This window comes from Enterobacter genomosp. S (genome assembly GCF_001631805.1).
Classification (GTDB): domain Bacteria; phylum Pseudomonadota; class Gammaproteobacteria; order Enterobacterales; family Enterobacteriaceae; genus Enterobacter; species Enterobacter quasihormaechei.
Genome location: NZ_LVVA01000001.1, coordinates 395,426 through 420,459, shown reverse-complemented (window position 1 = coordinate 420,459; position 25,034 = coordinate 395,426). Strand labels below are relative to the sequence as shown.

The window sequence follows — 25,034 nt, the reverse complement described above, 5'->3', positions numbered from 1 at the left end:
CGTTTATAAGGCAATAAAATGAGGATTAATACCCCTCCGTAATGAATATCCGGCATCTTGTACTAAAAATCGATGTTTTGCTTTGACAATCCCCTGCGCTTTTGCGAAAACATTCAAGGAAGAAAAAAAGACGCATGAACTGCATGCCGAATAGACATGCACGTAAATGCCATTTTTACCGGGTCAGTGAAATCTACGCATGGTGTGGACAGATGCCATACGTGATGTCTGTGACTGCTTTCGGGCAACGGTCTTCTTACCGCAGAACCCGAATCCACATCGCGTCTAATACATAACCAGGCGATGTGATGAATAACGGGTGCAGGCTCTGAACAGTGATGTGCACAGGGTCCAGGCAGGAGTAGGGAAGGAATACAGAGAGACAATAATAATGGTAGATAGCAAGAAGCGCCCTGGCAAAGATCTCGACCGTATCGATCGTAACATTCTTAATGAATTGCAAAAGGATGGGCGTATTTCCAACGTCGAGCTTTCAAAACGTGTGGGACTTTCCCCGACGCCGTGCCTTGAGCGTGTGCGTCGACTGGAAAGACAGGGTTTTATCCAGGGCTATACGGCTCTGCTGAACCCGCATTATCTGGATGCCTCACTTCTGGTATTTGTTGAGATTACTCTGAATCGTGGTGCACCGGATGTGTTTGAGCAATTTAACGCCGCTGTACAAAAACTTGAAGAAATTCAAGAGTGTCATCTGGTTTCCGGTGATTTCGACTACCTGTTGAAAACCCGTGTGCCCGATATGTCCGCCTACCGTAAGCTGCTGGGTGAAACCCTGCTGCGTCTGCCAGGCGTGAACGACACCCGTACTTATGTGGTGATGGAAGAGGTCAAACAGAGCAATCGTCTGGTTATTAAGACGCGCTAACACGGAACAGGTGCAAAATCAGTGTAGTTTGATTACACTCCTGTTAATCCATACAGCAACAGTGCCGGGGATACCCGGCGCTGTTGTCCGTTTTAGCACACAGGCAGGACATGCCTGATACCTGGAGAGCCTTTCTTGAGCCAGGAATACACTGAAGACAAAGAAGTCACACTATCGAAGCTAAGCAGCGGACGTCGTCTCCTCGAGGCTTTGCTGATTGTTATTGCCCTTTTTGCCGTCTGGCTGATGGCCGCCTTACTCAGTTTCAATCCCTCAGATCCCAGCTGGTCACAAACCGCATGGCATGAGCCTATCCATAACTTAGGCGGCGTTCCCGGCGCCTGGCTTGCGGACACGCTCTTTTTCATTTTCGGTGTGATGGCCTATACCCTTCCCGTCATCATTATTGGCGGATGCTGGTTTGCCTGGCGTCATCGACAGAACGACGACTACATCGATTATTTTGCCGTTTCGCTGCGCCTGATTGGCGCCCTGGCGCTGATCCTCACCTCCTGTGGGCTGGCGGCAATCAACGCCGATGATATCTGGTATTTCGCCTCCGGCGGGGTGATCGGCAGCCTGCTGAGCTCCGCGCTGCAACCGATGCTTCACAGCAGCGGCGGCACGCTGGCGCTGCTGTGTATCTGGGCGGCGGGGCTGACGCTGTTTACCGGCTGGTCATGGGTGAGCATTGCTGAGAAGATCGGCAGCTTTATTCTGACGCTGCTGACGTTCGCCAGCAACCGTACCCGTCGTGACGATACGTGGGTCGATGAAGATGAATACGAAGATGAGTATGACGAAGACGATGCGCCTGATGAGCGTCGTGAGTCTCGTCGCGCGCGTATTCTGCGCGGTGCTCTGGCGCGCCGCCAGCGCGTCGCTGAAAAATTTGCGAACCCGTTAGGCCGTAAAACGGATGCCGCACTGTTCTCCGGCAAACGTATGGATGAAGACGAGCAGATTGAGTATCGCGGTGCGGCCGTCGATCCTGATGACGTACTGTTCTCTGGTCATCGAGCCACGCCGGGAGAGTATGACGAATACGATCCGCTGCTGAATGGTCATTCCGTGACTGAACCGGTAGCCGCCGCTGCTGCCGCAACGACGGCGGCGCAGGCCTATGTTGCACCTGTTGAAGCCGTGATGCCGTCCTCGCCTGTGCCTGCCCCGGAGTCCGCCATCCAGCAACCGCAGGTAGACTGGCAGACTGCGCCAGGCGTCCATACGCCTGAGCCGACCATCGCGCCTGAGCCAGAAAGCTATATTCCCGTTCAGCAGGAGCAGTGGCAGCAGCCGTATCAGCCGCCTGAGCCTGTCACCGAGCCGCAACAATCGTATCAGGCTTATACGCCAGAACCCGTTGTACATGAACAGCCCTACGTTGCGCCGGAGCCAGAACCCGAAGTGGTCGAGGAAGCGAAGCCGTCTCGTCCGCCCCTGTATTATTTTGAAGAAGTGGAAGAGCGCCGTGCCCGTGAGCGCGAGCAGCTTGCCGCCTGGTATCAGCCTGTGCCCGAGCCGGTACAGGAGCCTGTTGCAAAAGCGCCTCCTGTAAGCGTTCCACCTGTAGATCCTACGCCAGCCGTTGCGTTGGGTGCTGAAGCCGTGAAGCAGGCAACGGCAGCCGCTGCCGCATCCGCTCCGCTATTCAGCCCGGCAACCGACAGCGCCCCGCGCCCTCAGGTTAAAGAGGGCATTGGCCCACAGCTGCCGCGCCCTAACCGCGTGCGCGTACCGACTCGCCGGGAGCTGGCCTCTTATGGCATTAAACTGCCTTCCCAGCGTATGGCGGAAGAGAAAGCGCGTGGTTCTGACTACGAAGATGATGCAGACGAACTGCATCAGGACGAGCTGGCGCGTCAGTTTGCCGCCCAGCAGAATCAGCGCTACGGCGACGAGTATCAGCACGACGTGCCTTCACACCAGGACGACGATGATGCGGCCGAAGCGGAGCTGGCGCGCCAGTTTGCCGCTACGCAGCAGCAGCGTTATTCCGGTGAGCAGCCTTCGGGGGCAAACCCGTTCTCGCTGTCGGATTTCGAATTCTCACCGATGAAAGATCTGGTGGATGACGGTCCAAGCGAACCGCTGTTCACGCCGAGCGTAATGCCGGAAGCGGAACCGGTGCGTCAGGCGCCAGCGCCACAGGCGTATACTCAACCACAGACGCCTGCCCAACCGCCACAGCCACAGTTCCAGCAGCCGGCACCGCAGCCGCAGGAGAGCCTGATTCATCCGCTGCTGATGCGTAACGGAGACAGCCGCCCGCTGCAACGTCCAAGCACGCCGCTGCCGTCGCTGGATCTGTTAACGCCGCCACCGGCTGAAGTCGAGCCGGTTGATACCTTTGCCCTCGAGCAGATGGCCCGTCTGGTGGAAGCGCGTCTGGCTGACTTCCGTATTAAAGCGGACGTGGTGAACTACTCACCGGGCCCGGTGATCACCCGTTTCGAACTGAACCTGGCGCCGGGCGTAAAAGCGGCGCGTATTTCTAACCTCTCCCGCGACCTGGCGCGTTCCCTGTCGACCGTGGCTGTTCGCGTGGTGGAAGTGATCCCAGGCAAGCCTTACGTTGGCCTTGAGCTGCCAAACAAAAAACGCCAGACCGTCTATCTGCGTGAAGTGCTGGACAACACCAAGTTCCGCGATAATCCTTCCCCGCTGACCGTGGTGCTGGGGAAAGACATTGCGGGCGATCCGGTGGTTGCCGATCTCGCGAAAATGCCGCACCTGCTTGTTGCGGGTACCACCGGTTCCGGTAAATCGGTCGGTGTGAACGCCATGATCCTCAGTATGCTCTACAAAGCGCAGCCTGAAGACGTGCGTTTCATCATGATCGACCCGAAAATGCTCGAACTGTCCGTCTATGAAGGCATTCCGCACCTGCTGACGGAAGTGGTCACCGACATGAAGGACGCCGCCAACGCACTGCGCTGGAGCGTCAATGAAATGGAGCGTCGCTACAAGCTGATGTCGGCGCTGGGCGTGCGTAATCTTGCCGGTTATAACGAGAAGATCGCCGAAGCGGCGCGCATGGGTCGTCCGATTCCGGACCCATACTGGAAGCCGGGTGACAGCATGGATGCCCAACATCCGGTGCTGGAAAAACTGCCTTACATCGTGGTGCTGGTGGATGAATTTGCCGACCTGATGATGACCGTTGGTAAGAAAGTGGAAGAGCTGATTGCACGTCTGGCACAGAAAGCGCGTGCGGCGGGTATCCACCTGGTTCTGGCTACGCAGCGTCCGTCCGTGGACGTTATCACCGGTCTTATTAAGGCAAACATCCCGACCCGTATCGCGTTTACCGTGTCGAGTAAAATTGACTCGCGTACTATCCTTGATCAGGGCGGAGCAGAGTCGCTGCTGGGAATGGGTGATATGCTCTACTCCGGGCCGAACTCCACCTCGCCGGTGCGTGTTCACGGTGCGTTTGTTCGCGACCAGGAAGTGCACGCGGTTGTGCAGGACTGGAAAGCGCGTGGGCGTCCGCAATACGTTGACGGCATCACCTCTGACAGCGAAAGCGAAGGTGGCGGCGGTGGTTTTGACGGCGGCGAAGAGCTGGATCCGTTATTCGACCAGGCGGTTAATTTCGTCACCGAAAAACGTAAAGCGTCCATCTCGGGCGTGCAGCGCCAGTTCCGTATCGGCTACAACCGCGCGGCGCGTATCATTGAGCAGATGGAAGCGCAGGGCATCGTGAGCGAACAGGGGCACAACGGTAACCGTGAGGTGCTGGCGCCACCGCCGTTTGAGTAACCTTCAGCGATTGCAAAGAAGGGTAAATCAGCAAAAATTAAGCATATTCTTCTGTCGCCTGCCTTCGGGCAGGTACAGAATAGAAACGGAAACCCCATATCGGGAAGACGTATTTTAAGGAATAACAATGAAAAAAATCGCCATCGCCTGTGCATTACTCTCCAGTTTTGTTGCCAGCAGCGTCTGGGCTGATGCAGCCAGCGACCTTAAAAGCCGACTGGATAAAGTGAGCAGCTTCCACGCCAGCTTCACGCAAAAAGTGACTGACGGCAGCGGCAACGCGGTGCAGGAAGGGCAGGGAGATCTGTGGGTGAAACGCCCAAATCTGTTCAACTGGCACATGACCCAGCCGGATGAAAGCGTTCTGGTGTCTGACGGTAAAACCCTGTGGTTCTACAACCCGTTTGTTGAGCAGGCGACCGCCACCTGGCTGAAAGACGCGACCAGCAATACGCCGTTTATGCTCATTGCCCGTAACCAGTCCAGCGACTGGCAGCAGTACAACATTAAACAAAACGGCGACGAGTTTGTCCTGACGCCAAAAGGCAGCAACGGTAATCTGAAGCAGTTCACCATTAACGTGAGCAGCAACGGCACCATCAATCAGTTTGGCGCGGTTGAGCAGGACGATCAGCGCAGCAGCTATCAGTTGAAGTCTCAGCAAAACGGCGCTGTTGATGCATCGAAATTCACCTTTACCCCGCCGCAGGGCGTAACGGTGGATGACCAACGCAATAAGTAAGAGGCATGAGTGAGCAATTTGTCGCTCGATTTTTCAGATAATGCGTTTCAACCTCTGGCCGCCCGTATGCGGCCAGAAAATTTAGCGCAGTACATCGGTCAGCAACATCTGCTGGCTGCGGGGAAACCCTTGCCGCGCGCCATCGAGGCCGGGCATCTGCACTCCATGATCCTCTGGGGGCCACCCGGCACCGGAAAAACCACGCTCGCTGAAGTGATTGCCCGCTATGCCAACGCGGACGTTGAGCGCATCTCGGCGGTCACGTCGGGGGTGAAAGAGATCCGCGAGGCGATCGAGCGGGCGCGACAAAACCGCAATGCCGGACGTCGCACCATTCTGTTTGTCGACGAAGTACACCGCTTCAACAAGAGTCAGCAGGATGCTTTCCTGCCGCACATTGAAGACGGTACGATTTTCTTCATCGGCGCCACCACGGAAAACCCGTCGTTTGAACTGAACTCTGCGCTGCTGTCCCGGGCGCGCGTGTATCTGCTTAAATCGCTGACCACGGAAGATATCGAAAAGGTTCTGACGCAAGCGATGGACGACAAAGCGCGCGGTTACGGCGGGCAGGATATCATTCTGCCGGACGAGACGCGTCTTGCGATCGCCGAACTGGTGAGCGGTGATGCCCGTCGGGCGCTGAACACGCTCGAAATGATGGCCGATATGGCTGAAGTGGACGATGCGGGCAAGCGCGTATTGAAGCCTGAACTGCTCACCGAAATTGCCGGTGAACGCAGCGCGCGCTTCGATAATAAAGGCGACCGTTTCTACGACCTTATCTCTGCGTTACATAAATCCGTGCGCGGCAGTGCGCCGGATGCGGCGCTCTACTGGTATGCGCGTATTATCACCGCCGGTGGCGATCCGTTATATGTCGCGCGTCGCTGCCTGGCGATTGCGTCGGAAGACGTCGGCAATGCCGATCCGCGCGCCATGCAGGTCGCGCTTTCCGCCTGGGATTGCTTTACCCGCGTCGGGCCTGCGGAGGGTGAGCGCGCCATTGCTCAGGCGATTGTCTATCTGGCCTGCGCACCGAAAAGCAATGCAGTGTATACCGCCTTCAAAGCGGCGATGTCGGATGCACGTGAACGTCCGGATTACGACGTTCCGGTACACCTTCGCAATGCCCCTACAAAGCTGATGAAAGAGATGGGTTACGGGCAGGAGTATCGCTACGCCCATGATGAACCCAATGCCTACGCCGCTGGGGAGGAGTATTTCCCGCAGGAGATGGCACAAACCCGCTATTATCACCCTACAAACAGAGGTCTTGAGGGTAAGATTGGCGAAAAGCTCGCCTGGCTTGCCGGACAGGATCAAAATAGCCCTATAAAACGCTACCGTTAGTTCAATCGTTGCGGTAATGTTGGCAATATATCTCTGTGGCCGCAGGCTGTGGTCACTTTTTCCTTTTTTAATTCGATAAGCACAGGATAAGCATGCTCGATCCCAATCTGCTGCGTAATGAGCCAGACGCAGTCGCTGAAAAACTGGCACGCCGGGGCTTTAAGCTGGATGTAGATAAGCTGCGCGCTCTTGAAGAGCGTCGTAAAGTTTTGCAGGTACAAACTGAAAATCTGCAAGCAGAGCGTAATTCTCGATCGAAATCCATTGGCCAGGCGAAAGCGCGCGGGGAAGACATTGAGCCATTACGCCTGGAAGTGAACAAGCTGGGTGAAGAGCTGGATAAGGCGAAAGCTGAACTGGACGTTCTTCAGGCTGAAATTCGCGATATTGCTCTGGCGATCCCGAACATTCCTGACGACAGTGTGCCTGTCGGCAAAGACGAAAACGACAACGTTGAAGTGAAACGCTGGGGTACGCCTCGCGAGTTTGACTTCGAAGTGCGCGATCACGTGACGCTGGGCGAAATGCACGCGGGCCTGGACTTTGCGGCAGCGGTTAAGCTGACCGGTTCTCGCTTCGTGGTGATGAAAGGGCAAATTGCTCACCTGCACCGCGCGCTGGCTCAGTTCATGCTGGATCTGCACACCGAGCAGCACGGCTACAGCGAAACCTATGTACCGTATCTGGTTAACCACGATACGCTGTACGGTACAGGCCAGCTGCCGAAATTTGCCGGCGATCTGTTCCACACCCGTCCGCTGGACGAGGAAGCAGACAGCAGCAATTACGCGCTGATCCCAACCGCGGAAGTGCCGCTGACCAACCTGGTGCGTGACGAGATCATCGACGAAGACGATCTGCCAATCAAACTGACCGCGCACTCTCCGTGCTTCCGTTCTGAAGCGGGCTCTTACGGTCGTGATACTCGCGGCCTGATCCGTATGCACCAGTTCGATAAGGTTGAGATGGTACAGATCGTTCGTCCGGAAGAATCGATGGATGCGCTGGAAGAGATGACTGGCCACGCGGAAAAAGTGCTGGAGCTGCTGGGGCTGCCTTACCGCCGTATGGCGCTGTGCACCGGGGATATGGGCTTCGGCGCCTGCAAAACCTTCGACCTCGAAGTGTGGGTACCTGCGCAGAACACCTACCGTGAAATCTCTTCCTGCTCTAACGTCTGGGATTTCCAGGCGCGTCGTATGCAGGCGCGTTGCCGCAGCAAGTCCGACAAGAAGACCCGTCTGGTTCATACCCTGAACGGTTCTGGTCTGGCGGTTGGTCGTACGCTGGTGGCCGTGCTGGAGAACTACCAGCAGGCAGACGGTCGCATTGAGATCCCTGAGGTGCTGCGTCCTTACATGAAAGGCCAGCAGTTCATCGGCTAATATTTTGCTTCAAAACAAAAAAGCGCCTCAGGGCGCTTTTTTTATATCTCTGATTTGATACGACGCAATACCTCCTCCCTCTAAAGTAGTAATACTCCTCCGAACGAAAGTTAGCATAAAACACCGATAACGTAGCTTTTCGTTATATATAAAACTACATAGCGGTTTGCACCGCCTCTCTTTTCTTTGTGAGCAACCAAAGTGAGTCTTTATGAAAATCAAAGCGCCTGAAGCGTTAATGGCTGCCGAGGTCACTCGCCGTGGGTTGATGAAAACCACGGCAATAGGCGGCCTGGCTGTTGCCAGCAGCGCCTTTACGCTCCCCTTTACCCGACTGGCGTCGGCGGCGGAGGCTCTGTCTCCCGCTTCAGCCCCGGAAAAAGTGGTGTGGAGTGCCTGTACCGTTAACTGCGGTAGCCGCTGCCCACTGCGTATGCACGTGGTGGACGGTGAAATCAAATACGTAGAAACCGATAATACCGGCGATGATAACTACGAAGGGTTACATCAGGTTCGTGCCTGTCTGCGTGGCCGTTCAATGCGCCGTCGCGTTTATAACCCGGATCGTCTGAAATATCCGATGAAGCGTGTCGGTAAGCGTGGGGAAGGGGAGTTCGAGCGCATTAGCTGGGACGAAGCCTACGATATTATCGCGACCAACATGCAGCGCCTGATCAAAGAGTACGGCAACGAATCCATCTACCTGAACTACGGCACCGGAACGCTTGGCGGCACCATGACCCGCTCCTGGCCGCCGGGTAAAACGCTGGTAGCGCGCCTGATGAACTGCTGCGGCGGCTATCTCAACCATTACGGCGACTACTCTTCCGCACAGATTGCCGCAGGCCTCAACTACACCTACGGCGGCTGGGCAGACGGCAACAGCCCGTCGGATATCGAGAACAGTAAACTGGTGGTGTTGTTCGGCAACAACCCGGGCGAAACGCGCATGAGCGGCGGCGGGGTAACCTATTACCTTGAGCAGGCGCGCGCCAAATCCAACGCACGTATGATCATTGTCGATCCGCGCTACACCGATACCGGCGCCGGGCGTGAAGACGAGTGGATCCCCATCCGCCCTGGTACCGACGCGGCGCTGGTCAATGCGCTGGCGTATGTGATGATTACTGAAAACCTCGTCGACCAGCCGTTCCTGGATAAATACTGCGTCGGTTACGACGAGAAGACGCTGCCAGCCAGCGCACCGGCTAACGGGCACTATAAAGCCTATATTCTTGGCCAGGGCAGCGACGGCGTGGCGAAAACCCCGGAGTGGGCATCCACTATCACCGGCATTCCTGTCGAACGTATTGTTCAGCTGGCACGTGAAATTGGTTCAACCAAACCGGCTTATATCAGCCAGGGCTGGGGACCTCAGCGCCACGCGAATGGCGAAATTGCCACCCGCGCCATTTCTATGCTTTCGATTCTGACCGGCAACGTCGGCATTCATGGCGGTAATAGCGGCGCGCGTGAAGGCTCATATGAAGTACCGTTTGAACGTATGCCAACGCTGGATAATCCGGTTCAGACCAGCATCTCCATGTTTATGTGGACTGACGCGATCGAGCGCGGCCCGGAAATGACCGCGCTGCGCGACGGCGTTCGGGGCAAAGATAAGCTGGATGTGCCGATCAAAATGATCTGGAACTATGCCGGCAACTGCCTGATCAACCAGCACTCCGAAATCAACCGCACCCACGAAATCTTGCAGGATGATAAGAAGTGCGAAATGATTGTGGTGATCGACTGCCATATGACCTCGTCGGCGAAGTATGCCGATATCCTGCTACCAGACTGCACCGCCTCTGAGCAGATGGATTTTGCGCTGGACGCCTCCTGCGGCAACATGTCCTATGTGATCTTCACTGACCAGGCCATCAAACCGCGCTTCGAGTGCAAAACCATCTATGAGATGACGTCCGAGCTGGCGAAACGTCTTGGCGTTGAGCAGCAGTTCACCGAGGGACGCACACAGGAAGGGTGGATGCGCCATCTGCATGAGCTCTCCCGCAAAGCCATTCCAGACCTGCCGGACTTCGATACCTTCCGCAAGCAGGGGATGTACAAACAGCGCGACCCGGACGGGCATCACGTGGCGTACAAAGCCTTCCGTGAGGATCCGGTGGCCAATCCGCTGACCACGCCGTCGGGCAAAATCGAGATCTATTCGGAAGAGCTGGCAAAAATTGCCGCGACCTGGGAATTGCCGGAAGGGGACGTTATCGATCCACTGCCGATCTATACGCCTGGTTTCGAAAACTACAACGATCCGCTGACGGAGAAATTCCCGCTTCAGTTGACCGGTTTCCACTATAAAGCGCGTGTTCACTCTACCTACGGCAACGTTGACGTACTGAAAGCAGCCTGCCGACAGGAGATGTGGATCAACCCGATGGATGCGAAAGCGCGCGGCATCAGTAATGGCGATCGCGTACGTATCTTCAACGGGCGTGGCGAGGTGCATATCGAAGCCAAAGTGACGCCGCGCATGATGCCGGGCGTTGTCGCGCTGGGGGAAGGGGCCTGGTATAACCCGGATGCGAACCGCATCGATCAGGCGGGTTGCATCAACGTTCTCACTACGCAGCGTCCGTCGCCGCTGGCGAAGGGCAACCCATCCCACACGAACCTCGTTCAGGTTGAAAAGGCGTAAGGAGTAACCGATGACAACCCAGTATGGATTTTTTATTGATTCCAGCCGTTGCACCGGGTGCAAAACCTGCGAGCTGGCCTGCAAGGATTACAAAGACCTGACCCCGGACGTCAGCTTCCGTCGTATCTATGAATACGCGGGCGGCGACTGGCAGGAGGACAACGGCGTCTGGCATCAGAATGTCTTCGCCTATTACCTGTCGATTGCCTGCAACCACTGCGAAGATCCGGCCTGTACCAAGGTCTGTCCGAGCGGGGCAATGCACAAGCGCGACGACGGCTTTGTGGTGGTGGACGAGGACGTCTGCATCGGCTGTCGCTACTGCCACATGGCCTGCCCGTACGGCGCGCCGCAGTACAACGCCGCCAAAGGCCACATGACCAAGTGCGACGGCTGCCACAGCCGCGTCGCGGACGGCAAAAAGCCCATCTGCGTCGAGTCCTGCCCGCTGCGCGCGCTGGACTTTGGCCCGATTGAGGAGCTGCGCAAAAAACACGGCCAGCTTGCCGCCGTCGCGCCGCTGCCGTCTGCGCACTTCACGAAGCCGAGTATTGTGATTAAACCTAACGCCAACAGCCGTCCGACGGGTGATACCACCGGCTACCTGGCAAACCCGAAGGAGGTGTGAGATGGGAAGTGGATGGCATGAATGGCCGCTGATGATCTTCACGGTCTTTGGGCAGTGCGTGGTGGGCGGGTTTATTGTCCTCGCGCTGGCGCTTATGAAAGGTAATCTCAGTGCCGAACGGCAGCAGCGTCTGGTACTCAGTATGTTCGGTTTGTGGGTGCTGATGGGCATTGGCTTTATCGCCTCCACGCTGCACCTGGGTTCGCCAATGCGCGCGTTCAACTCCCTGAATCGCGTGGGCGCCTCTTCGCTGAGTAATGAGATTGCCAGCGGCGCAATCTTCTTTGCCGTAGGCGGACTGGGGTGGCTGCTGGCAGCGGTGAACAAGCTGCCGTCAGTGTTACGCGTGTTGTGGCTTATCGTCACCATGGTACTGGGTGTGGTATTCGTCTGGATGATGGTTCGGGTGTACAACACGATTGACACCGTTCCGACCTGGTACAGCGTCTGGACACCGATGAGCTTCTTCCTGACGATGTTCATTGGCGGCCCGCTGCTGGGTTATCTGCTGCTGCGCGTGGCCGGCGTTACGGGTTGGGCGATGCGCCTGCTGCCTGCGGTCTCGCTGCTGGCACTGGTCATCAGTACCGTTGTGGCGCTGATGCAGGGAGCGGAGCTGGCGACGATTCACAGCTCTATCCAACAGGCTTCGGCCCTGGTGCCGGAATACGGTTCGCTGATGGCCTGGCGCGTGGTGCTGCTGACGGCGGCGCTGGTCTGCTGGGTTGCCCCTCAGCTTAAAGGCTACCAGCCCGCGCTACCGTTGCTGTCGCTGGCATTTGTACTGGTGCTGGCCGGGGAACTGATTGGTCGCGGCGTGTTTTACGGTTTACATATGACGGTCGGTATGGCTATCGCCAGCTAGTTTTGATTTTTGTTATATAAAGCCGGGACATAGCGCCCGGCTTTTCTTTTTTCATTCATGAAATTTTTCAACTGATGTTTCGCTTAAGAATTTCCCGGATATAAATAAAAACAAATAGATAATTAATATCTGTAGCAGGCTTTGCATTAGCAGGATGAGTTTTTTAAATCGACATGGCGCATATCGTGCGTGACGCCTGAATCGGTGGATTGACTTTGTTTTTGCCAGTGGCATGATGCGCACGAAATCTGAACTTCCTCACGGTTTTTAATCCATGACCACCTATACCCGCCCGGTGCTTTTGTTGCTCTGTGGCTTGCTTTTGCTGACCCTGGCGATCGCGGTGTTAAACACACTCGTCCCGCTCTGGCTGGCCCATGAAAACTTACCGACCTGGCAGGTGGGTATGGTTAGCTCGTCCTTTTTTACGGGAAATCTGCTGGGCACCTTATTAACGGGCAGCCTTATTAAGCGTTTTGGTTTTAACCGTAGTTATTATCTGGCGTCGCTGATCTTTGCCGTCGGATGCGCCGGTTTAGGCCTGATGGTCGGCTTCTGGAGCTGGATGGTCTGGCGCTTTATTGCGGGCGTCGGCTGCGCAATGATATGGGTGGTGGTGGAAAGTGCGCTGATGTGCAGCGGCACCTCACGTAACCGTGGGCGTCTGCTGGCGGCTTACATGATGGTGTATTACGTCGGTACCGTTCTGGGACAACTGATGGTCAGCAAATTCCCAACCGACCTGATGAGCGTACTGCCGTGGGTAACGGGCATGGTGCTGGCTGCGGTCCTGCCGCTGCTCTTTACCCGAATCGTGAATCAGAGCAGTGAGCATCAGGAAGCTACGCACGTCTGGCCGATGCTCAGGCTTCGTCAGGCGCGTTTAGGCGTTAACGGCTGTATCATCTCCGGGATTGTGCTGGGTTCACTCTATGGCCTGATGCCGCTCTATCTCAACCATCAGGGCGTCAGCGATTCCGGGATCGGTTTCTGGATGGCAGTCATGGTCAGCGCAGGGATTGTAGGTCAATGGCCGATCGGTCGTCTGGCCGATCGTTTTGGTCGCCTGCTGGTGCTGCGCGTACAGGTTTTTGTGGTGATCATGGGCTGTCTCGCCATGCTCAGTAACGCCGCGATGGCGCCTGCGCTGTTCATTCTGGGGGCTGCGGGCTTTACGCTCTATCCCGTCGCGATGGCCTGGGCCTGTGAGAAAGTAGAGCATCATCAGCTGGTGGCGATGAACCAGGCTTTATTGCTAAGCTACACCATCGGCAGCTTGCTGGGGCCGACTTTCACCTCCATGCTCATGCAAAACTACTCTGATAACCTGCTGTTTATCATGATCGCCAGCGTGTCGTTTATCTATCTGTTAATGCTGCTGCGAAAAGTCGGCGAGCATCCCACGCCGGTGGCACACGCCTGATGAATTAAAAGCCTGTCGATGACAGGCTTTTTTGTCCCTGTCACATATAAGACTTTTGCTTATTGTGCGTTTTTACTGCCTGGCGATAATTCAAATGCGTACTACCACTAAAAGGCAGCCATCATGTCTACTCGTCGTTTTACCACTACCGCACTTGCCGTAGTGTTGTCCTTAACGTTTGCAACGGCTCCGGTCATGGCTAATCCCGGGAACGGGAATGGCGGTGGCCACGGAAACGGTGGCGGACAAGGTAATAGCGGCAATCATGGTAACGGCAACGCCGGCAACCATGGTAATAAGCAAAATAAGGGTCAGGATAATCCAGGAAAATCGGATAAAAGCTTCAAAAACAGCAAAGATGTCGGTAACGACGTCGATGTGCGCGTGAGCTTCGATCGCGCCCGCCATCTGGCGCTGAACTATGGCTTAACGGGCTATGACTCTCTGCCTCCGGGCATTGCGAAAAATCTTGCGCGCGGTAAACCGCTGCCTCCGGGCATTGCAAAGAAAACCGTGCCTGCCTCAATGCTCGGCCAGCTTCCGTCCTATCCGGGGTATGAATGGCGCGTGGTGGGGGACGACCTCGTCTTAATTGCCCTGAGTACCGCGATTGTGACTGCCGTTATTAACGGCGTCTTTGAATAGAATATAAAAAGGCCCGGTTCTCACCGGGCCTTTTTCTTAATACATGACCTTGTGGCCGTACTGCTCAAGAATGCCTTTGACGCGTTCCATCGTCTCTTTTTTCGGCGGCTTCACACCGTCAAGCTTGTACTCTTCGCCCATCGCCACCCATTTGTGTTTACCCAACTCGTGATAGGGCAGGAGTTCAATTTTCTCCACGTTGCCCATATCCCGGGTAAACTCGCCCAGACGATGCGCGGAATCATCATCATCTGACCAGCCCGGCACCACCACGTAGCGGATCCACGTTTTGACGCCTTTGTTGGCAATGTATTTGGCAAATTCCAGCGTACGGTGGTTCGAGACGCCAACCAGGTTCTGGTGAATTTCATCGTTCATCTGTTTGAGATCGAGCATCACCAGATCGGTTACCTCAAGCAGTTCATCAATAACCGGATCGTAGCGGCGTACAAAGCCGTTGGTGTCGAGGCAGGTATGAATGCCTTCTTTGTGGCAGGCGCGGAACCAGTCGCGCACAAACTCAGCCTGAAGAATGGCTTCACCGCCGGATGCCGTCACGCCACCGCCGGACGCGTTCATAAAGTGGCGATAGGTCACCACCTCTTTCATCAGATCCTCAACGGTGACTTCTTTGCCGCCGTGGGTATCCCAGGTGTCACGGTTGTGGCAGTACAGGCAGCGCATCAGGCAGCCCTGGAAAAAGGTGATGAAACGGATCCCCGGGCCATCGACGGTGCCACAGGATTCAAAGGAGTGAATGCGACCAATAATTGACATTGCGGTGATATCTCCAGCATCGGCCCGTCCGGGGCCTGAGTATGCACAGCTCAAAGCCGGCTGTGTTGAAGTCTGTTTTGGCTGTTATCCATAAAGTATAGATAGCGGACAAAAGAGACTGAGGAGAAGAGGGTGCTAAAAAGGCCCCACTGACGTGGAGCCTTTATTGTACGCTTTTTAACGCGTGATTTCAGTCAATTCCACTTACATGGACTGAGTGAAAGTACGGGTGATAACGTCCTGCTGCTGTTCTTTAGTCAGGGAGTTAAAACGTACTGCGTAACCTGATACACGAATGGTCAGCTGAGGATATTTCTCAGGATGTTCCATCGCGTCGAGCAGCATTTCACGGTTCATCACGTTCACGTTCAGGTGCTGACCACCTTCGATGGACGCTTCGTGGTGGAAGTAACCATCCATCAGACCCGCGAGGTTAGTTTTACGTACTTCGTCATCTTTACCCAGCGCGTTTGGCACGATAGAGAAGGTGTAAGAGATACCATCTTTCGCGTAAGCAAACGGCAGTTTAGCAACGGAGGTCAGAGAGGCAACCGCACCTTTCTGGTCACGACCGTGCATTGGGTTAGCACCTGGGCCGAATGGCGCGCCAGCACGACGACCGTCTGGGGTGTTACCGGTTTTCTTACCATACACAACGTTAGAGGTGATGGTCAGAACAGACTGAGTCGGGATAGCGTTACGGTAGGTAGTGAGTTTCTGAATTTTCTTCATGAAACGTTCTACCAGGTCAACCGCCATGTCATCAACGCGAGCGTCGTTGTTACCAAACTGCGGGTATTCGCCTTCGATTTCGAAGTCGATAGCCAGACCGTCTTCGTCACGAATTGGTTTAACTTTCGCATATTTGATTGCAGACAGGGAGTCAGCCGCAACGGACAGGCCTGCGATACCACACGCCATGGTGCGAACCACGTCACGGTCGTGCAGCGCCATCAGAGAGGCTTCGTAGCTGTACTTGTCGTGCATGTAGTGGATAACGTTCAGTGCAGTCACGTACTGCTTCGCCAGCCAGTCCATGAAGTGGTCCATGCGCTCCATGACTTCGTCATAGTTCAGCACGTCGCCTTTGATAGGTTCAGACTTAGGACCAACCTGCATTTTCAGTTTTTCATCAACGCCGCCGTTGATTGCGTACAGCATGGTTTTCGCCAGGTTTGCACGCGCACCGAAGAACTGCATTTGCTTACCAACAACCATTGGGCTTACGCAGCACGCGATAGCGTAGTCGTCGTTGTTGAAGTCCGGACGCATCAGGTCATCGTTCTCATATTGCAGAGAAGAGGTGTCGATGGACACTTTAGCGGCGAATTTCTTGAAGTTCAGAGGCAGTTTTTCAGACCACAGAACGGTGATGTTCGGCTCCGGAGAAGGACCCATGGTGTACAGGGTGTTCAGGAAGCGGAAGCTGTTTTTGGTTACCAGAGTACGGCCATCTACGCCCATACCGCCGATAGATTCGGTTGCCCAGATTGGGTCACCAGAGAACAGCTCATCATATTCTGGAGTACGCAGGAAGCGAACCATACGCAGTTTCATGACCAAGTGGTCAATCATTTCCTGAGCGTCTTGCTCGGTGATTTTACCTGCTTTCAGGTCACGTTCGATGTACGCATCCAGGAAGGTGGATACGCGGCCGAAGGACATTGCTGCACCGTTCTGAGACTTAACAGCGGCCAGGTAGCCGAAGTAGGTCCACTGGATAGCTTCCTGAGCGTTGGTTGCAGGACCAGAGATATCGCAGCCGTATTTAGCCGCCATCTCTTTGATTTGACCCAGCGCACGGTGCTGTTCAGCAATCTCTTCACGCAGACGGATAGTGGCTTCCAGGTTTACGCCGTTTTCCAGGTCAGACTGGAGAGAGACGAACTGTGCGTATTTGTCTTTCATCAGGAAGTCGATACCGTACAGCGCAACGCGACGGTAGTCACCGATGATACGGCCACGGCCATAGGCATCTGGCAGACCGGTCAGAACGCCAGATTTACGGCAGTTCAGAATGTCTTTGGTGTAAACATCAAATACGCCCTGGTTATGGGTTTTACGGTATTCGGTGAAGATTTTTTTCAGCATTGGGTCCAGCTCGCGGTTATACGCTTTGCAGGAACCTTCAACCATTTTAATGCCACCGAACGGGATGATTGCGCGTTTCAGTGGTGCTTCAGTCTGGAGACCAACGATTTTCTCAAGGGCTTTGTTGATGTAGCCAGCATCGTGAGAAGTGATGGTGGAAGCAACGGAGGTGTCAAAATCAACTGGCGCGTGAGTGCGGTTTTCCAGTTTAACGCCTTCCATTACGCTGTCCCACAGCTTGGTGGTTGCGTCAGTTGCACCAGCCAGGAAGGATTCGTCACCTTCATACGGGGTATAGTTTTTCTGAATAAAGTCACGGACGTTGACTTCATTCTGCCAGTCACCTTTCGTAAAACCTTCCCAGGCTGTGGCTAACTTTTCATTAAGCTCGGACATGTAACACCTACCTTCTTAAGTGGATTTTTTATTTACTGCCTGAGACAACCATTAATGATGATCGCCGCCACGCAGGTAAATGACCCAGTATGTCAACCCAACTAACAGACCCCCACCGATAATGTTCCCGATAGTGACGGGGATCAGGTTATCAGTAATGAAATTCATAATAGTCAGGTGTGAAAAATTTTCCGGGGTTGAACCAACAGCAGTCCAGAACTCCGGGCTTGCAAAGTTGCGGATAACAATCCCCATCGGGATCATGAACATATTCGCAATACTGTGCTCAAAGCCGCTGGCAACAAACATCGCAACCGGCAGAACCATAATCATGGCTTTATCCATCAGGCTACGACCAGAGTAGCTCATCCAGACCGCCAGGCAGACCATCAGGTTTGCAAGGATGCCGAGAGCAACAGCTTCGATAAATGTATGGTGCATTTTGTGGTCAGCGGTTTGCAGGACGTTAAGCCCCCAGCCGCCGTTGGCGGTCATGTACTCGCCAGAGAGCCACATCAACAGAACAAAGAGCAGACAGCCAATCAGGTTACCAACGTAGACGTTGAGCCAGTTGCGCCCCAGTTGACCCCAGGTAATTCTTCCGCTGGCTTTTGCCACAACAATCAACACCGTTGAGGTGAAGAGGTCGGCACCGCAGATGACGCAAAGAATCAGACCCAGTGAGAAGCAAATACCACCAATCAGTTTCGCTATGCCGAAAGGCATCCCGGCCGTGCCGGTGGTGGCTGTGATATAGAAGACGAAAGCGATGGAGATGAACACACCAGCCGTGATGGCCAGAAAGAACGTCGTCATCGGATGTTTCGTTGCTTTGTAGACACCCGCTTCTTCGGCAACTTTCGCCATCGCAGCGGGGAGTAATAGATCAAAAGGGTTGTCAGCTTTCACACTAACTCTCTCTTTATTAAGTCGGCGACGAGATACTAACAAAGCATTATAGAAGAGAAATTGATATAGATCATATCTCGCCTGGCTTATAGGCCCGCAGTGTGTATGGTTTTACAGCAAAAGCGGAGTAAGTATTTGATTATCCGTATAAAAATAAATTTTAAAAGTTATGAAAAGAGTTGAATTTTTTCCTTCAGCCTCCCTTAAAACAGTTAATTAAAATGGAGTATTTATTATAATTAGTAACAGTAAAGCACAGGTAAGTATTTTTATATTTACCCATGGTTAACTTAACTATTACATTTAAATGTCATTGCCTAAAAATAAAAAAAAAGGGGCAATAAAATTGCCCCGTAATATAGCTCAGGCGGTTGAATACGCCTACTGCCATTAATGTTATATGCGCTTATTTTGACCAGTAAGCGGCTTTTGCCTTCTGCAATTTTTCATACGCATTCAGCAGCGACTGATGCGCCGGGAAGGCTTTCAGATCGCTGTCAACCGCTTGCAGGCCATAGAACGGCTCTTCACCGCTCAGTGCCGCGCTGGCAGCTTCAACAGCATCTGCACCGTACATGCGGACAAAGGCGTTCAGATACTGCAATGGCTCGCGCTCGTCTTCCTGAGAAAGCAGAAGCAGCGTTTGCAGGCAACGGTAATAGTTAGTGCGCTCGGCGGAGAAGACGGACTGGTTAAACTCCATCGTCCACTCGGTCCAGGCCAGAGCCTGATCCAGATCGCCGCCCGCCAGTGCCAGCATCGCTTTCAGTTCGCCGATGCGCAGCGTGTACCAGCCGTTATCTTTTCCGGTTGCCAGACCCAGCAGCTCACGTACGCGGGTGAAATCATCGTGACCTTCGTCGTCCAGCTGGGCGATCAGGTTCAGATAATCTTCCTTTTCCCACTCGCTGCCCGGCAGGGCCAGCAGGGTTTCACGCAGATGTGCGCCCATGCTGTTGTTCGCCAGCCACAGATCTTCTGCCGGATAAATGTCGGACATGCCCGGTACAATGATACGGCACGCGTAAACGCCAAGGTGTTCATAGTCGGCAATATAGACTTCCTGATCCTCCGCGTTGAAGATCGCCATCAGCGTGGCGAACTCTTCTTCCGTCGTACCGGCAAAGCTCCAGTCCACGAACGGATAGTCCGCGTCCTGCTTGAACATATCCCAGGAGATCAAACCGCTGGAGTCGATGAAGTGGGTTTCGAGGTTGGTGTGCTCGGCTACTTCTTCATCGTCAAACGTTGGCGGGGTGAATACGTCGAGATCTTTCAGGCTACGGCCCTGCAGCAGCTCGGTCACGGTACGCTCCAGCGCCACGCCGAAGTCAGGATGCGCGCCAAAGGAGGCGAAGCAGGTTCCGTTAGTCGGGTTAAACAGCACGACGCAGATAACCGGATATTTACCGCCCAGCGAGCCGTCATACGCAAAGATTGGGAAACCTTCCGCTTCCAGTTTGGCGATGGATTCCACCACGCCCGGGTAGCGCGCCAGCACGTCTGCCGGAATTTCAGGCAGGCTGATGGATTCGGCAATAATGCGGTTTTTGATATGACGCTCGAAGACTTCAGAGAGACCCTGTACGCGCGCTTCATTGCGGGTGTTACCGGCGGACATACCGTTAGACACATACAGGTTGCCAACGATATTCATCGGAATATAGACGGTCTGCTCATCAGACTGGCGGGTGAACGGCAGGGCGCAGATCCCACGTTCCTCATTGCCGGATTGCAGGTCGATCAGCATGCTGGCGGTCAGTTCGTTTTCCGGATCGTAGAAGGCACGCAGACGCGCATCCAGAATACCTTCCGGCAGTTCATCGTCCTCGGTCAGCGGGAACCATTTTTCATTCGGATAGTGAACGAACGGACCGTTGGCGATGGTGTCGCCCAGCCAGAAGTCGGCGAAGAAGTAGTTGGTCGACAGACGTTCAAAATACTCACCCAGCGCAGAGGCCAGCGCCGCTTTTTTGGTTGCGCCTTTACCGTTGGTAAAGCACAGCGCACAGTCTTTGTCGCGAATATGCACGGACCAGACGTGAGGCACCGGATTCAGCCAGGAGGCTTCTTCGATATTAAAGCCCAGGTCGGTCAGTTTCTGCTGGAAGCGAGCGATGGAATCTTCCAGAGCGGCGTCTTTGCCGGGGATAAACGTTTGAGTCATGGCGTTCACTTTTATCGTACGTAAAGCGCGCAATGATACGGGTTTTGCGTGACGGGTGCTATCTCCGGCGAAAATAAATGGCTGGGCTATGCTTATAAGCAGTAACCTACTGTAAAGGCATAGAAAAATGAAAGCATTTGATCTCCAGCGGATGGCGTTTGATAAAGTTCCCCCCGAGTTTTTAGGTGAAGTGGCGCTGCGCAGCTTCTACACCTTTGTTCTCGTCTTCCTGTTTCTGAAAATCACCGGACGCCGCGGCGTCCGGCAGATGTCGTTGTTTGAGGTGCTGATCATCCTGACGCTGGGGTCGGCGGCGGGGGACGTTGCCTTTTATGATGATGTGCCTATGGTGCCGGTCTTTGTCGTCTTCGTGACGCTCGCGCTGCTCTACCGGCTGGTCATGTGGCTGATGTCGAAAAGCGAAAAGCTGGAAGATCTGTTCGAAGGGAAACCGGTGGTGATTGTCGAAGATGGTCAACTGGCCTGGGAGAACGTGCAACGCGCCAATATGACGGAGTTTGAGTTCTTTATGGAGCTTCGCATCAGCAGCGTTGAACAGCTGGGGCAGGTGCGTCTGGCGATTATGGAAACGAACGGTCAAATCAGCATTTATTACTATTCCGACGATGAGGTCAGGCCCGGGCTGTGCATCCTGCCGGATATGCTCATCGAGCGATACAAAACCGTACCTGAGGCGGGTGAGTATGCCTGCATAAAATGTAGCCACGTGGTGGGCATGCAAGCGGGCGATCATCAATTATGTCCTCGCTGTACGAATCCAGAATGGACGAAGGTTAGCCGGGCTAAGCGCATTACCTGACAGCGATTTTGTCGGTTTTGTGACAACGGTACGGCAGATTGTTTTGTGTGACGAGGGACACATTTCTCCGGCCATAAGTTTTAGACATTGCGGCGCGTGTCACTGAATGATAAAACCGATATCCACAGTTATAACTTATGGCTTTTAGCGTGGTGAGGGGAAATGGCTCAAGTCTTTAATTTCAGTTCAGGTCCGGCAATGTTACCGGCAGACGTGCTTAAACAGGCTCAACAGGAACTTTGTGACTGGAACGGTCTGGGTACGTCGGTGATGGAAATCAGCCACCGGGGTAAAGCGTTTATTCAGGTGGCGGAAGAGGCAGAAAAGGATTTTCGCGATCTGCTGAACATTCCCTCGAACTACAAAGTATTGTTCTGTCACGGCGGTGGACGCGGCCAGTTTGCGGGTATCCCGCTTAATCTGCTGGGCGACAAAACCACCGCTGATTACGTCGATGCCGGCTACTGGGCAGCCAGTGCGGTAAAAGAAGCGCACAAATACTGCACGCCGAATGTCATCGATGCCAAAGTCACCGTCGACGGCCTGCGCGCCGTGAAGCCGATGAGCGAGTGGCAGCTGTCTGACAACGCTGCGTATCTCCACTACTGCCCGAACGAAACCATCGACGGCATCGCCATTCATGAAGAGCCAGACTTTGGCGACAATGTCATTGTGACGGCAGACCTCTCTTCAACCATTCTGTCCACTCCCCTGGACGTTAGCCGCTACGGCGTCATTTATGCAGGTGCTCAGAAAAACATCGGTCCTGCGGGGCTGACTATTGTCATTGTCCGTGAAGACCTGCTGGGGAAAGCCCATAAATCCTGCCCGTCAATCCTGGATTACACTGTCCTGAATGACAACGACTCCATGTTCAACACTCCACCTACGTTTGCCTGGTATCTCTCCGGCCTGGTCTTCAAATGGCTGAAGCAAAATGGCGGCGTGGCGCAGATGGACAAGATCAATCAGCAGAAAGCCGAACTGCTGTACGGCACGATCGACAAGAGCGATTTCTACCGTAACGATGTGGCGAAAGCTAACCGTTCGCGCATGAACGTACCGTTCCAGCTGGCAGACAGCAGCCTGGACAGCGTATTCCTGGAAGAGTCGTTCGCGGCGGGTCTGCACGCGCTGAAAGGCCATCGCGTGGTTGGCGGGATGCGTGCCTCTATCTATAACGCCATGCCGCTGGAAGGCGTTAAAGCTCTGACCGATTTCATGATCGACTTCGAACGTCGTCACGGTTAACGGGCTGTTTTTCACCCCCGCAGCGTTGCTGCGGGGTTTTTATTATGTTGAGTTGAGAGTTGAGTTTCATGGAATCCCTGACGTTACAACCTATCGCGCGGGTAGATGGCACCATTAATCTGCCTGGTTCAAAAAGTGTCTCGAACCGCGCTCTGCTGCTGGCAGCTCTGGCACACGGCACCACCGTCCTCACCAACCTGCTGGACAGCGATGACGTGCGCCATATGCTCAATGCGCTGAAAGCGTTGGGAGTTCATTATACGCTGTCCGACGATCGTACCCGTTGTGAAGTCACTGGTAACGGCGGCGCGTTACGTTCTGCTGAATCGCTGGAGCTTTTCCTGGGTAACGCTGGTACGGCAATGCGTCCTCTGGCCGCAGCGCTGTGTCTGGGGAACAACAATATTGTGCTGACCGGTGAGCCGCGAATGAAAGAGCGCCCGATCGGCCATCTGGTGGATGCCCTGCGTCAGGGCGGCGCGCAGATAGATTATCTTGAGCAGGAAAATTACCCGCCACTGCGTCTGCGCGGGGGATTTACCGGGGGTAACGTTGAGGTGGACGGTAGCGTCTCCAGTCAGTTCCTGACCGCGCTGCTGATGACCGCACCGCTGGCCCCACAGGATACCGTTATCAGCATTAAAGGCGACCTGGTCTCTAAGCCGTACATTGATATTACCCTGCACCTGATGAATACCTTCGGCGTTGAGGTGGAAAACCAGTCTTACCAGCGCTTCGTGGTTCGCGGTGGGCAGCAGTATCACTCTCCGGGTCAGTACCTTGTAGAAGGTGACGCGTCATCGGCCTCTTACTTCCTGGCCGCGGGCGCGATCAAGGGCGGTACCGTCAAGGTGACCGGGATTGGCCGCAACAGCGTGCAGGGCGATATCCGCTTTGCCGATGTGCTGGAAAAAATGGGCGCGGTGGTGACCTGGGGCGATGACTTCATCGCCTGTACCCACGGTGAGCTGAATGCCATTGATATGGACATGAACCACATTCCTGATGCGGCGATGACTATTGCCACCGCTGCGCTGTTTGCGAAAGGCCCCACCACGCTGCGGAACATTTACAACTGGCGCGTAAAAGAGACGGACCGCCTGTTCGCAATGGCAACCGAGCTGCGTAAAGTGGGGGCGGAGGTCGAAGAGGGCGAAGACTACATTCGCGTTACCCCTCCGGCAAAACTGCAATTTGCAGAAATTGGTACCTACAACGATCACCGCATGGCGATGTGTTTCTCGCTGGTGGCGCTGTCAGATACGCCGGTCACTATCCTCGATCCGAAATGTACGGCAAAGACCTTCCCGGACTACTTCGAGCAGCTGGCGCGCATTAGCACCCTGGCCTGATGATCTTGTGCCGCATCACCCGATGCGGCATTTCCTTACGCTTTCTGACAGTCATCCTCTTTCATTTCTTCTACACTCTGCTTCAATCATTTCGGAATTTGCACGCAAAGTTAACAGTTGCGCACGTTGGCGCGTATAATGCGCGGCGTTCATGTTAACGGTATGCCTTAATTAAGGAGAAAAAGATGACGGCAATTGCCCCGGTAATCACCATTGACGGGCCGAGTGGCGCAGGGAAAGGTACTCTGTGCAAAGCGATGGCGGAAGCATTGCAATGGCATCTTTTAGATTCGGGAGCAATCTATCGCGTGCTGGCGCTGGCTGCGCTGCATCATCATGTGGATGTTGCGTCTGAGGAAGCGCTGGTACCGCTGGCTGCGCATCTGGATGTGCGCTTTGTCTCAACTGATGGCAACCTTGAAGTGATCCTGGAAGGGGAAGATGTCAGCGGTGAAATCCGCACGCAGGAAGTGGCCAATGCGGCTTCTCAGGTGGCGGCTTTCCCTCGCGTTCGCGAGGCGCTGTTACGTCGCCAGCGTGGTTTCCGTGAAGCGCCGGGGCTGATCGCCGACGGCCGCGACATGGGAACCGTGGTATTCCCCGATGCGCCAGTGAAAATTTTCCTCGACGCCTCTTCGGAAGAACGTGCTCAACGCCGTATGCTTCAGTTGCAGGAAAAGGGGTTTAGTGTTAACTTTGATCGCCTTTTATCCGAGATAAAAGAGCGCGATGACCGCGATCGTAACCGCGCCGTCGCACCGCTTGTTCCCGCAGAAGATGCATTAGTGCTGGATTCTACCAGTTTAACTATTGAGCAAGTGATTGAAAAAGCGCTACAATATGCGCGCCAAAAACTGGCACTCGCGTAATCGCGACCGATTTAGCAGTACCCCCGCTGCAATGGATTGACGGCGGGTATGTGA

Annotated in this window: 18 protein-coding genes; 14 read left to right on the top strand and 4 right to left on the bottom strand. The window is 54.6% G+C overall.

Features of this window, described 5'->3' with window-relative positions:
* Nucleotides 1-391: 391 nt before the first annotated feature.
* From lrp to A3466_RS01990, 10 genes are all read left to right on the top strand, one after another.
* Nucleotides 392-886 carry a leucine-responsive transcriptional regulator Lrp gene (gene lrp / locus A3466_RS02035; RefSeq protein ID WP_000228469.1) on the top strand — a complete coding sequence of 165 codons (495 nt, stop codon included), beginning with the start codon at nucleotides 392-394 and terminating at the stop codon, nucleotides 884-886.
* A 135-nt stretch (nucleotides 887-1,021) separates the two neighbouring features.
* Nucleotides 1,022-4,651 (top strand): DNA translocase FtsK 4TM domain-containing protein, encoded by a 3,630-nt coding sequence (locus tag A3466_RS02030; RefSeq protein ID WP_063449176.1) that lies wholly within the window; start codon nucleotides 1,022-1,024, stop codon nucleotides 4,649-4,651.
* A gap of 127 nt (nucleotides 4,652-4,778) precedes the next feature.
* Nucleotides 4,779-5,393, top strand: coding sequence for an outer membrane lipoprotein chaperone LolA (gene lolA / locus A3466_RS02025; protein WP_003858270.1), 615 nt, complete (start codon nucleotides 4,779-4,781; stop codon nucleotides 5,391-5,393).
* 9 nt (nucleotides 5,394-5,402) lie between these two features.
* On the top strand, nucleotides 5,403-6,746 hold the full coding sequence (gene rarA, locus A3466_RS02020; RefSeq protein WP_063449175.1) for a replication-associated recombination protein RarA: 1,344 nt from the start codon (nucleotides 5,403-5,405) through the stop codon (nucleotides 6,744-6,746).
* Between the two features lie 92 nt (nucleotides 6,747-6,838).
* Complete coding sequence (gene serS / locus A3466_RS02015; RefSeq protein ID WP_063449174.1) at nucleotides 6,839-8,131, top strand: serine--tRNA ligase; 1,293 nt, start codon at nucleotides 6,839-6,841, stop codon at nucleotides 8,129-8,131.
* A 211-nt stretch (nucleotides 8,132-8,342) separates the two neighbouring features.
* Complete coding sequence (gene dmsA / locus A3466_RS02010; RefSeq protein ID WP_063449173.1) at nucleotides 8,343-10,787, top strand: dimethylsulfoxide reductase subunit A; 2,445 nt, start codon at nucleotides 8,343-8,345, stop codon at nucleotides 10,785-10,787.
* Nucleotides 10,788-10,797: 10 nt separating this feature from the next.
* The gene (locus tag A3466_RS02005) at nucleotides 10,798-11,415 is read left to right on the top strand and encodes a DMSO/selenate family reductase complex B subunit (RefSeq protein WP_017384545.1); all 618 of its coding nucleotides are present in this window, start codon (nucleotides 10,798-10,800) and stop codon (nucleotides 11,413-11,415) included.
* A 1-nt stretch (nucleotide 11,416) separates the two neighbouring features.
* A complete protein-coding gene (locus A3466_RS02000) occupies nucleotides 11,417-12,280 on the top strand; it encodes a dimethyl sulfoxide reductase anchor subunit family protein (RefSeq protein WP_063449172.1) in 864 nt (287 codons plus the stop codon).
* A 274-nt stretch (nucleotides 12,281-12,554) separates the two neighbouring features.
* Nucleotides 12,555-13,703: an MFS transporter gene (locus A3466_RS01995; protein ID WP_063449171.1), complete on the top strand. Its 1,149-nt coding sequence runs from the start codon at nucleotides 12,555-12,557 to the stop codon at nucleotides 13,701-13,703.
* A gap of 123 nt (nucleotides 13,704-13,826) precedes the next feature.
* Nucleotides 13,827-14,348 carry an anti-virulence regulator CigR family protein gene (locus A3466_RS01990; RefSeq protein ID WP_063449170.1) on the top strand — a complete coding sequence of 174 codons (522 nt, stop codon included), beginning with the start codon at nucleotides 13,827-13,829 and terminating at the stop codon, nucleotides 14,346-14,348.
* Nucleotides 14,349-14,384: 36 nt separating this feature from the next.
* On the opposite strand, the gene pflA is transcribed toward A3466_RS01990, so the two are convergent.
* The 4 genes from pflA to ycaO all read right to left on the bottom strand — a co-directional run bounded on the left by pflA (nucleotide 14,385) and on the right by ycaO (nucleotide 20,688).
* Nucleotides 14,385-15,125 carry a pyruvate formate lyase 1-activating protein gene (gene pflA / locus A3466_RS01985; protein WP_003858250.1) on the bottom strand — a complete coding sequence of 247 codons (741 nt, stop codon included), beginning with the start codon at nucleotides 15,123-15,125 and terminating at the stop codon, nucleotides 14,385-14,387.
* A gap of 204 nt (nucleotides 15,126-15,329) precedes the next feature.
* The gene (pflB, locus tag A3466_RS01980) at nucleotides 15,330-17,612 is read right to left on the bottom strand and encodes a formate C-acetyltransferase (protein WP_015570975.1); all 2,283 of its coding nucleotides are present in this window, start codon (nucleotides 17,610-17,612) and stop codon (nucleotides 15,330-15,332) included.
* A gap of 51 nt (nucleotides 17,613-17,663) precedes the next feature.
* Nucleotides 17,664-18,521: a formate transporter FocA gene (gene focA / locus A3466_RS01975; RefSeq protein WP_063449169.1), complete on the bottom strand. Its 858-nt coding sequence runs from the start codon at nucleotides 18,519-18,521 to the stop codon at nucleotides 17,664-17,666.
* Between the two features lie 406 nt (nucleotides 18,522-18,927).
* Nucleotides 18,928-20,688: a 30S ribosomal protein S12 methylthiotransferase accessory factor YcaO gene (ycaO, locus tag A3466_RS01970; RefSeq protein WP_165602739.1), complete on the bottom strand. Its 1,761-nt coding sequence runs from the start codon at nucleotides 20,686-20,688 to the stop codon at nucleotides 18,928-18,930.
* A 127-nt stretch (nucleotides 20,689-20,815) separates the two neighbouring features.
* Between ycaO and A3466_RS01965 the strand changes: the two genes are divergently transcribed.
* The 4 genes from A3466_RS01965 to cmk all read left to right on the top strand — a co-directional run bounded on the left by A3466_RS01965 (nucleotide 20,816) and on the right by cmk (nucleotide 24,980).
* Nucleotides 20,816-21,508 carry a DUF421 domain-containing protein gene (locus tag A3466_RS01965; RefSeq protein ID WP_063449167.1) on the top strand — a complete coding sequence of 231 codons (693 nt, stop codon included), beginning with the start codon at nucleotides 20,816-20,818 and terminating at the stop codon, nucleotides 21,506-21,508.
* A gap of 162 nt (nucleotides 21,509-21,670) precedes the next feature.
* The gene (gene serC, locus A3466_RS01960) at nucleotides 21,671-22,759 is read left to right on the top strand and encodes a 3-phosphoserine/phosphohydroxythreonine transaminase (protein WP_063449166.1); all 1,089 of its coding nucleotides are present in this window, start codon (nucleotides 21,671-21,673) and stop codon (nucleotides 22,757-22,759) included.
* Nucleotides 22,760-22,827: 68 nt separating this feature from the next.
* Nucleotides 22,828-24,111 carry a 3-phosphoshikimate 1-carboxyvinyltransferase gene (gene aroA / locus A3466_RS01955; protein WP_063449165.1) on the top strand — a complete coding sequence of 428 codons (1,284 nt, stop codon included), beginning with the start codon at nucleotides 22,828-22,830 and terminating at the stop codon, nucleotides 24,109-24,111.
* A 185-nt stretch (nucleotides 24,112-24,296) separates the two neighbouring features.
* Complete coding sequence (gene cmk / locus A3466_RS01950) at nucleotides 24,297-24,980, top strand: (d)CMP kinase (protein WP_000125020.1); 684 nt, start codon at nucleotides 24,297-24,299, stop codon at nucleotides 24,978-24,980.
* Nucleotides 24,981-25,034: the final 54 nt, after the last annotated feature.

Bases quoted from the DNA above. Each gene is read 5' to 3' on its own strand.
- lrp (WP_000228469.1), top strand. From the start codon at position 392: ATGGTAGATAGCAAGAAGCGCCCTGGCAAAGATCTCGACCGTATCGAT.
- lolA (WP_003858270.1), top strand. From the start codon at position 4,779: ATGAAAAAAATCGCCATCGCCTGTGCATTACTCTCCAGTTTTGTTGCC.
- serS (WP_063449174.1), top strand. From the start codon at position 6,839: ATGCTCGATCCCAATCTGCTGCGTAATGAGCCAGACGCAGTCGCTGAA.
- dmsA (WP_063449173.1), top strand. From the start codon at position 8,343: ATGAAAATCAAAGCGCCTGAAGCGTTAATGGCTGCCGAGGTCACTCGC.
- A3466_RS02005 (WP_017384545.1), top strand. From the start codon at position 10,798: ATGACAACCCAGTATGGATTTTTTATTGATTCCAGCCGTTGCACCGGG.
- A3466_RS02000 (WP_063449172.1), top strand. From the start codon at position 11,417: ATGGGAAGTGGATGGCATGAATGGCCGCTGATGATCTTCACGGTCTTT.
- A3466_RS01995 (WP_063449171.1), top strand. From the start codon at position 12,555: ATGACCACCTATACCCGCCCGGTGCTTTTGTTGCTCTGTGGCTTGCTT.
- A3466_RS01990 (WP_063449170.1), top strand. From the start codon at position 13,827: ATGTCTACTCGTCGTTTTACCACTACCGCACTTGCCGTAGTGTTGTCC.
- pflA (WP_003858250.1), bottom strand. From the start codon at position 15,125: ATGTCAATTATTGGTCGCATTCACTCCTTTGAATCCTGTGGCACCGTC.
- pflB (WP_015570975.1), bottom strand. From the start codon at position 17,612: ATGTCCGAGCTTAATGAAAAGTTAGCCACAGCCTGGGAAGGTTTTACG.
- ycaO (WP_165602739.1), bottom strand. From the start codon at position 20,688: ATGACTCAAACGTTTATCCCCGGCAAAGACGCCGCTCTGGAAGATTCC.
- A3466_RS01965 (WP_063449167.1), top strand. From the start codon at position 20,816: ATGAAAGCATTTGATCTCCAGCGGATGGCGTTTGATAAAGTTCCCCCC.
- serC (WP_063449166.1), top strand. From the start codon at position 21,671: ATGGCTCAAGTCTTTAATTTCAGTTCAGGTCCGGCAATGTTACCGGCA.
- aroA (WP_063449165.1), top strand. From the start codon at position 22,828: ATGGAATCCCTGACGTTACAACCTATCGCGCGGGTAGATGGCACCATT.
- cmk (WP_000125020.1), top strand. From the start codon at position 24,297: ATGACGGCAATTGCCCCGGTAATCACCATTGACGGGCCGAGTGGCGCA.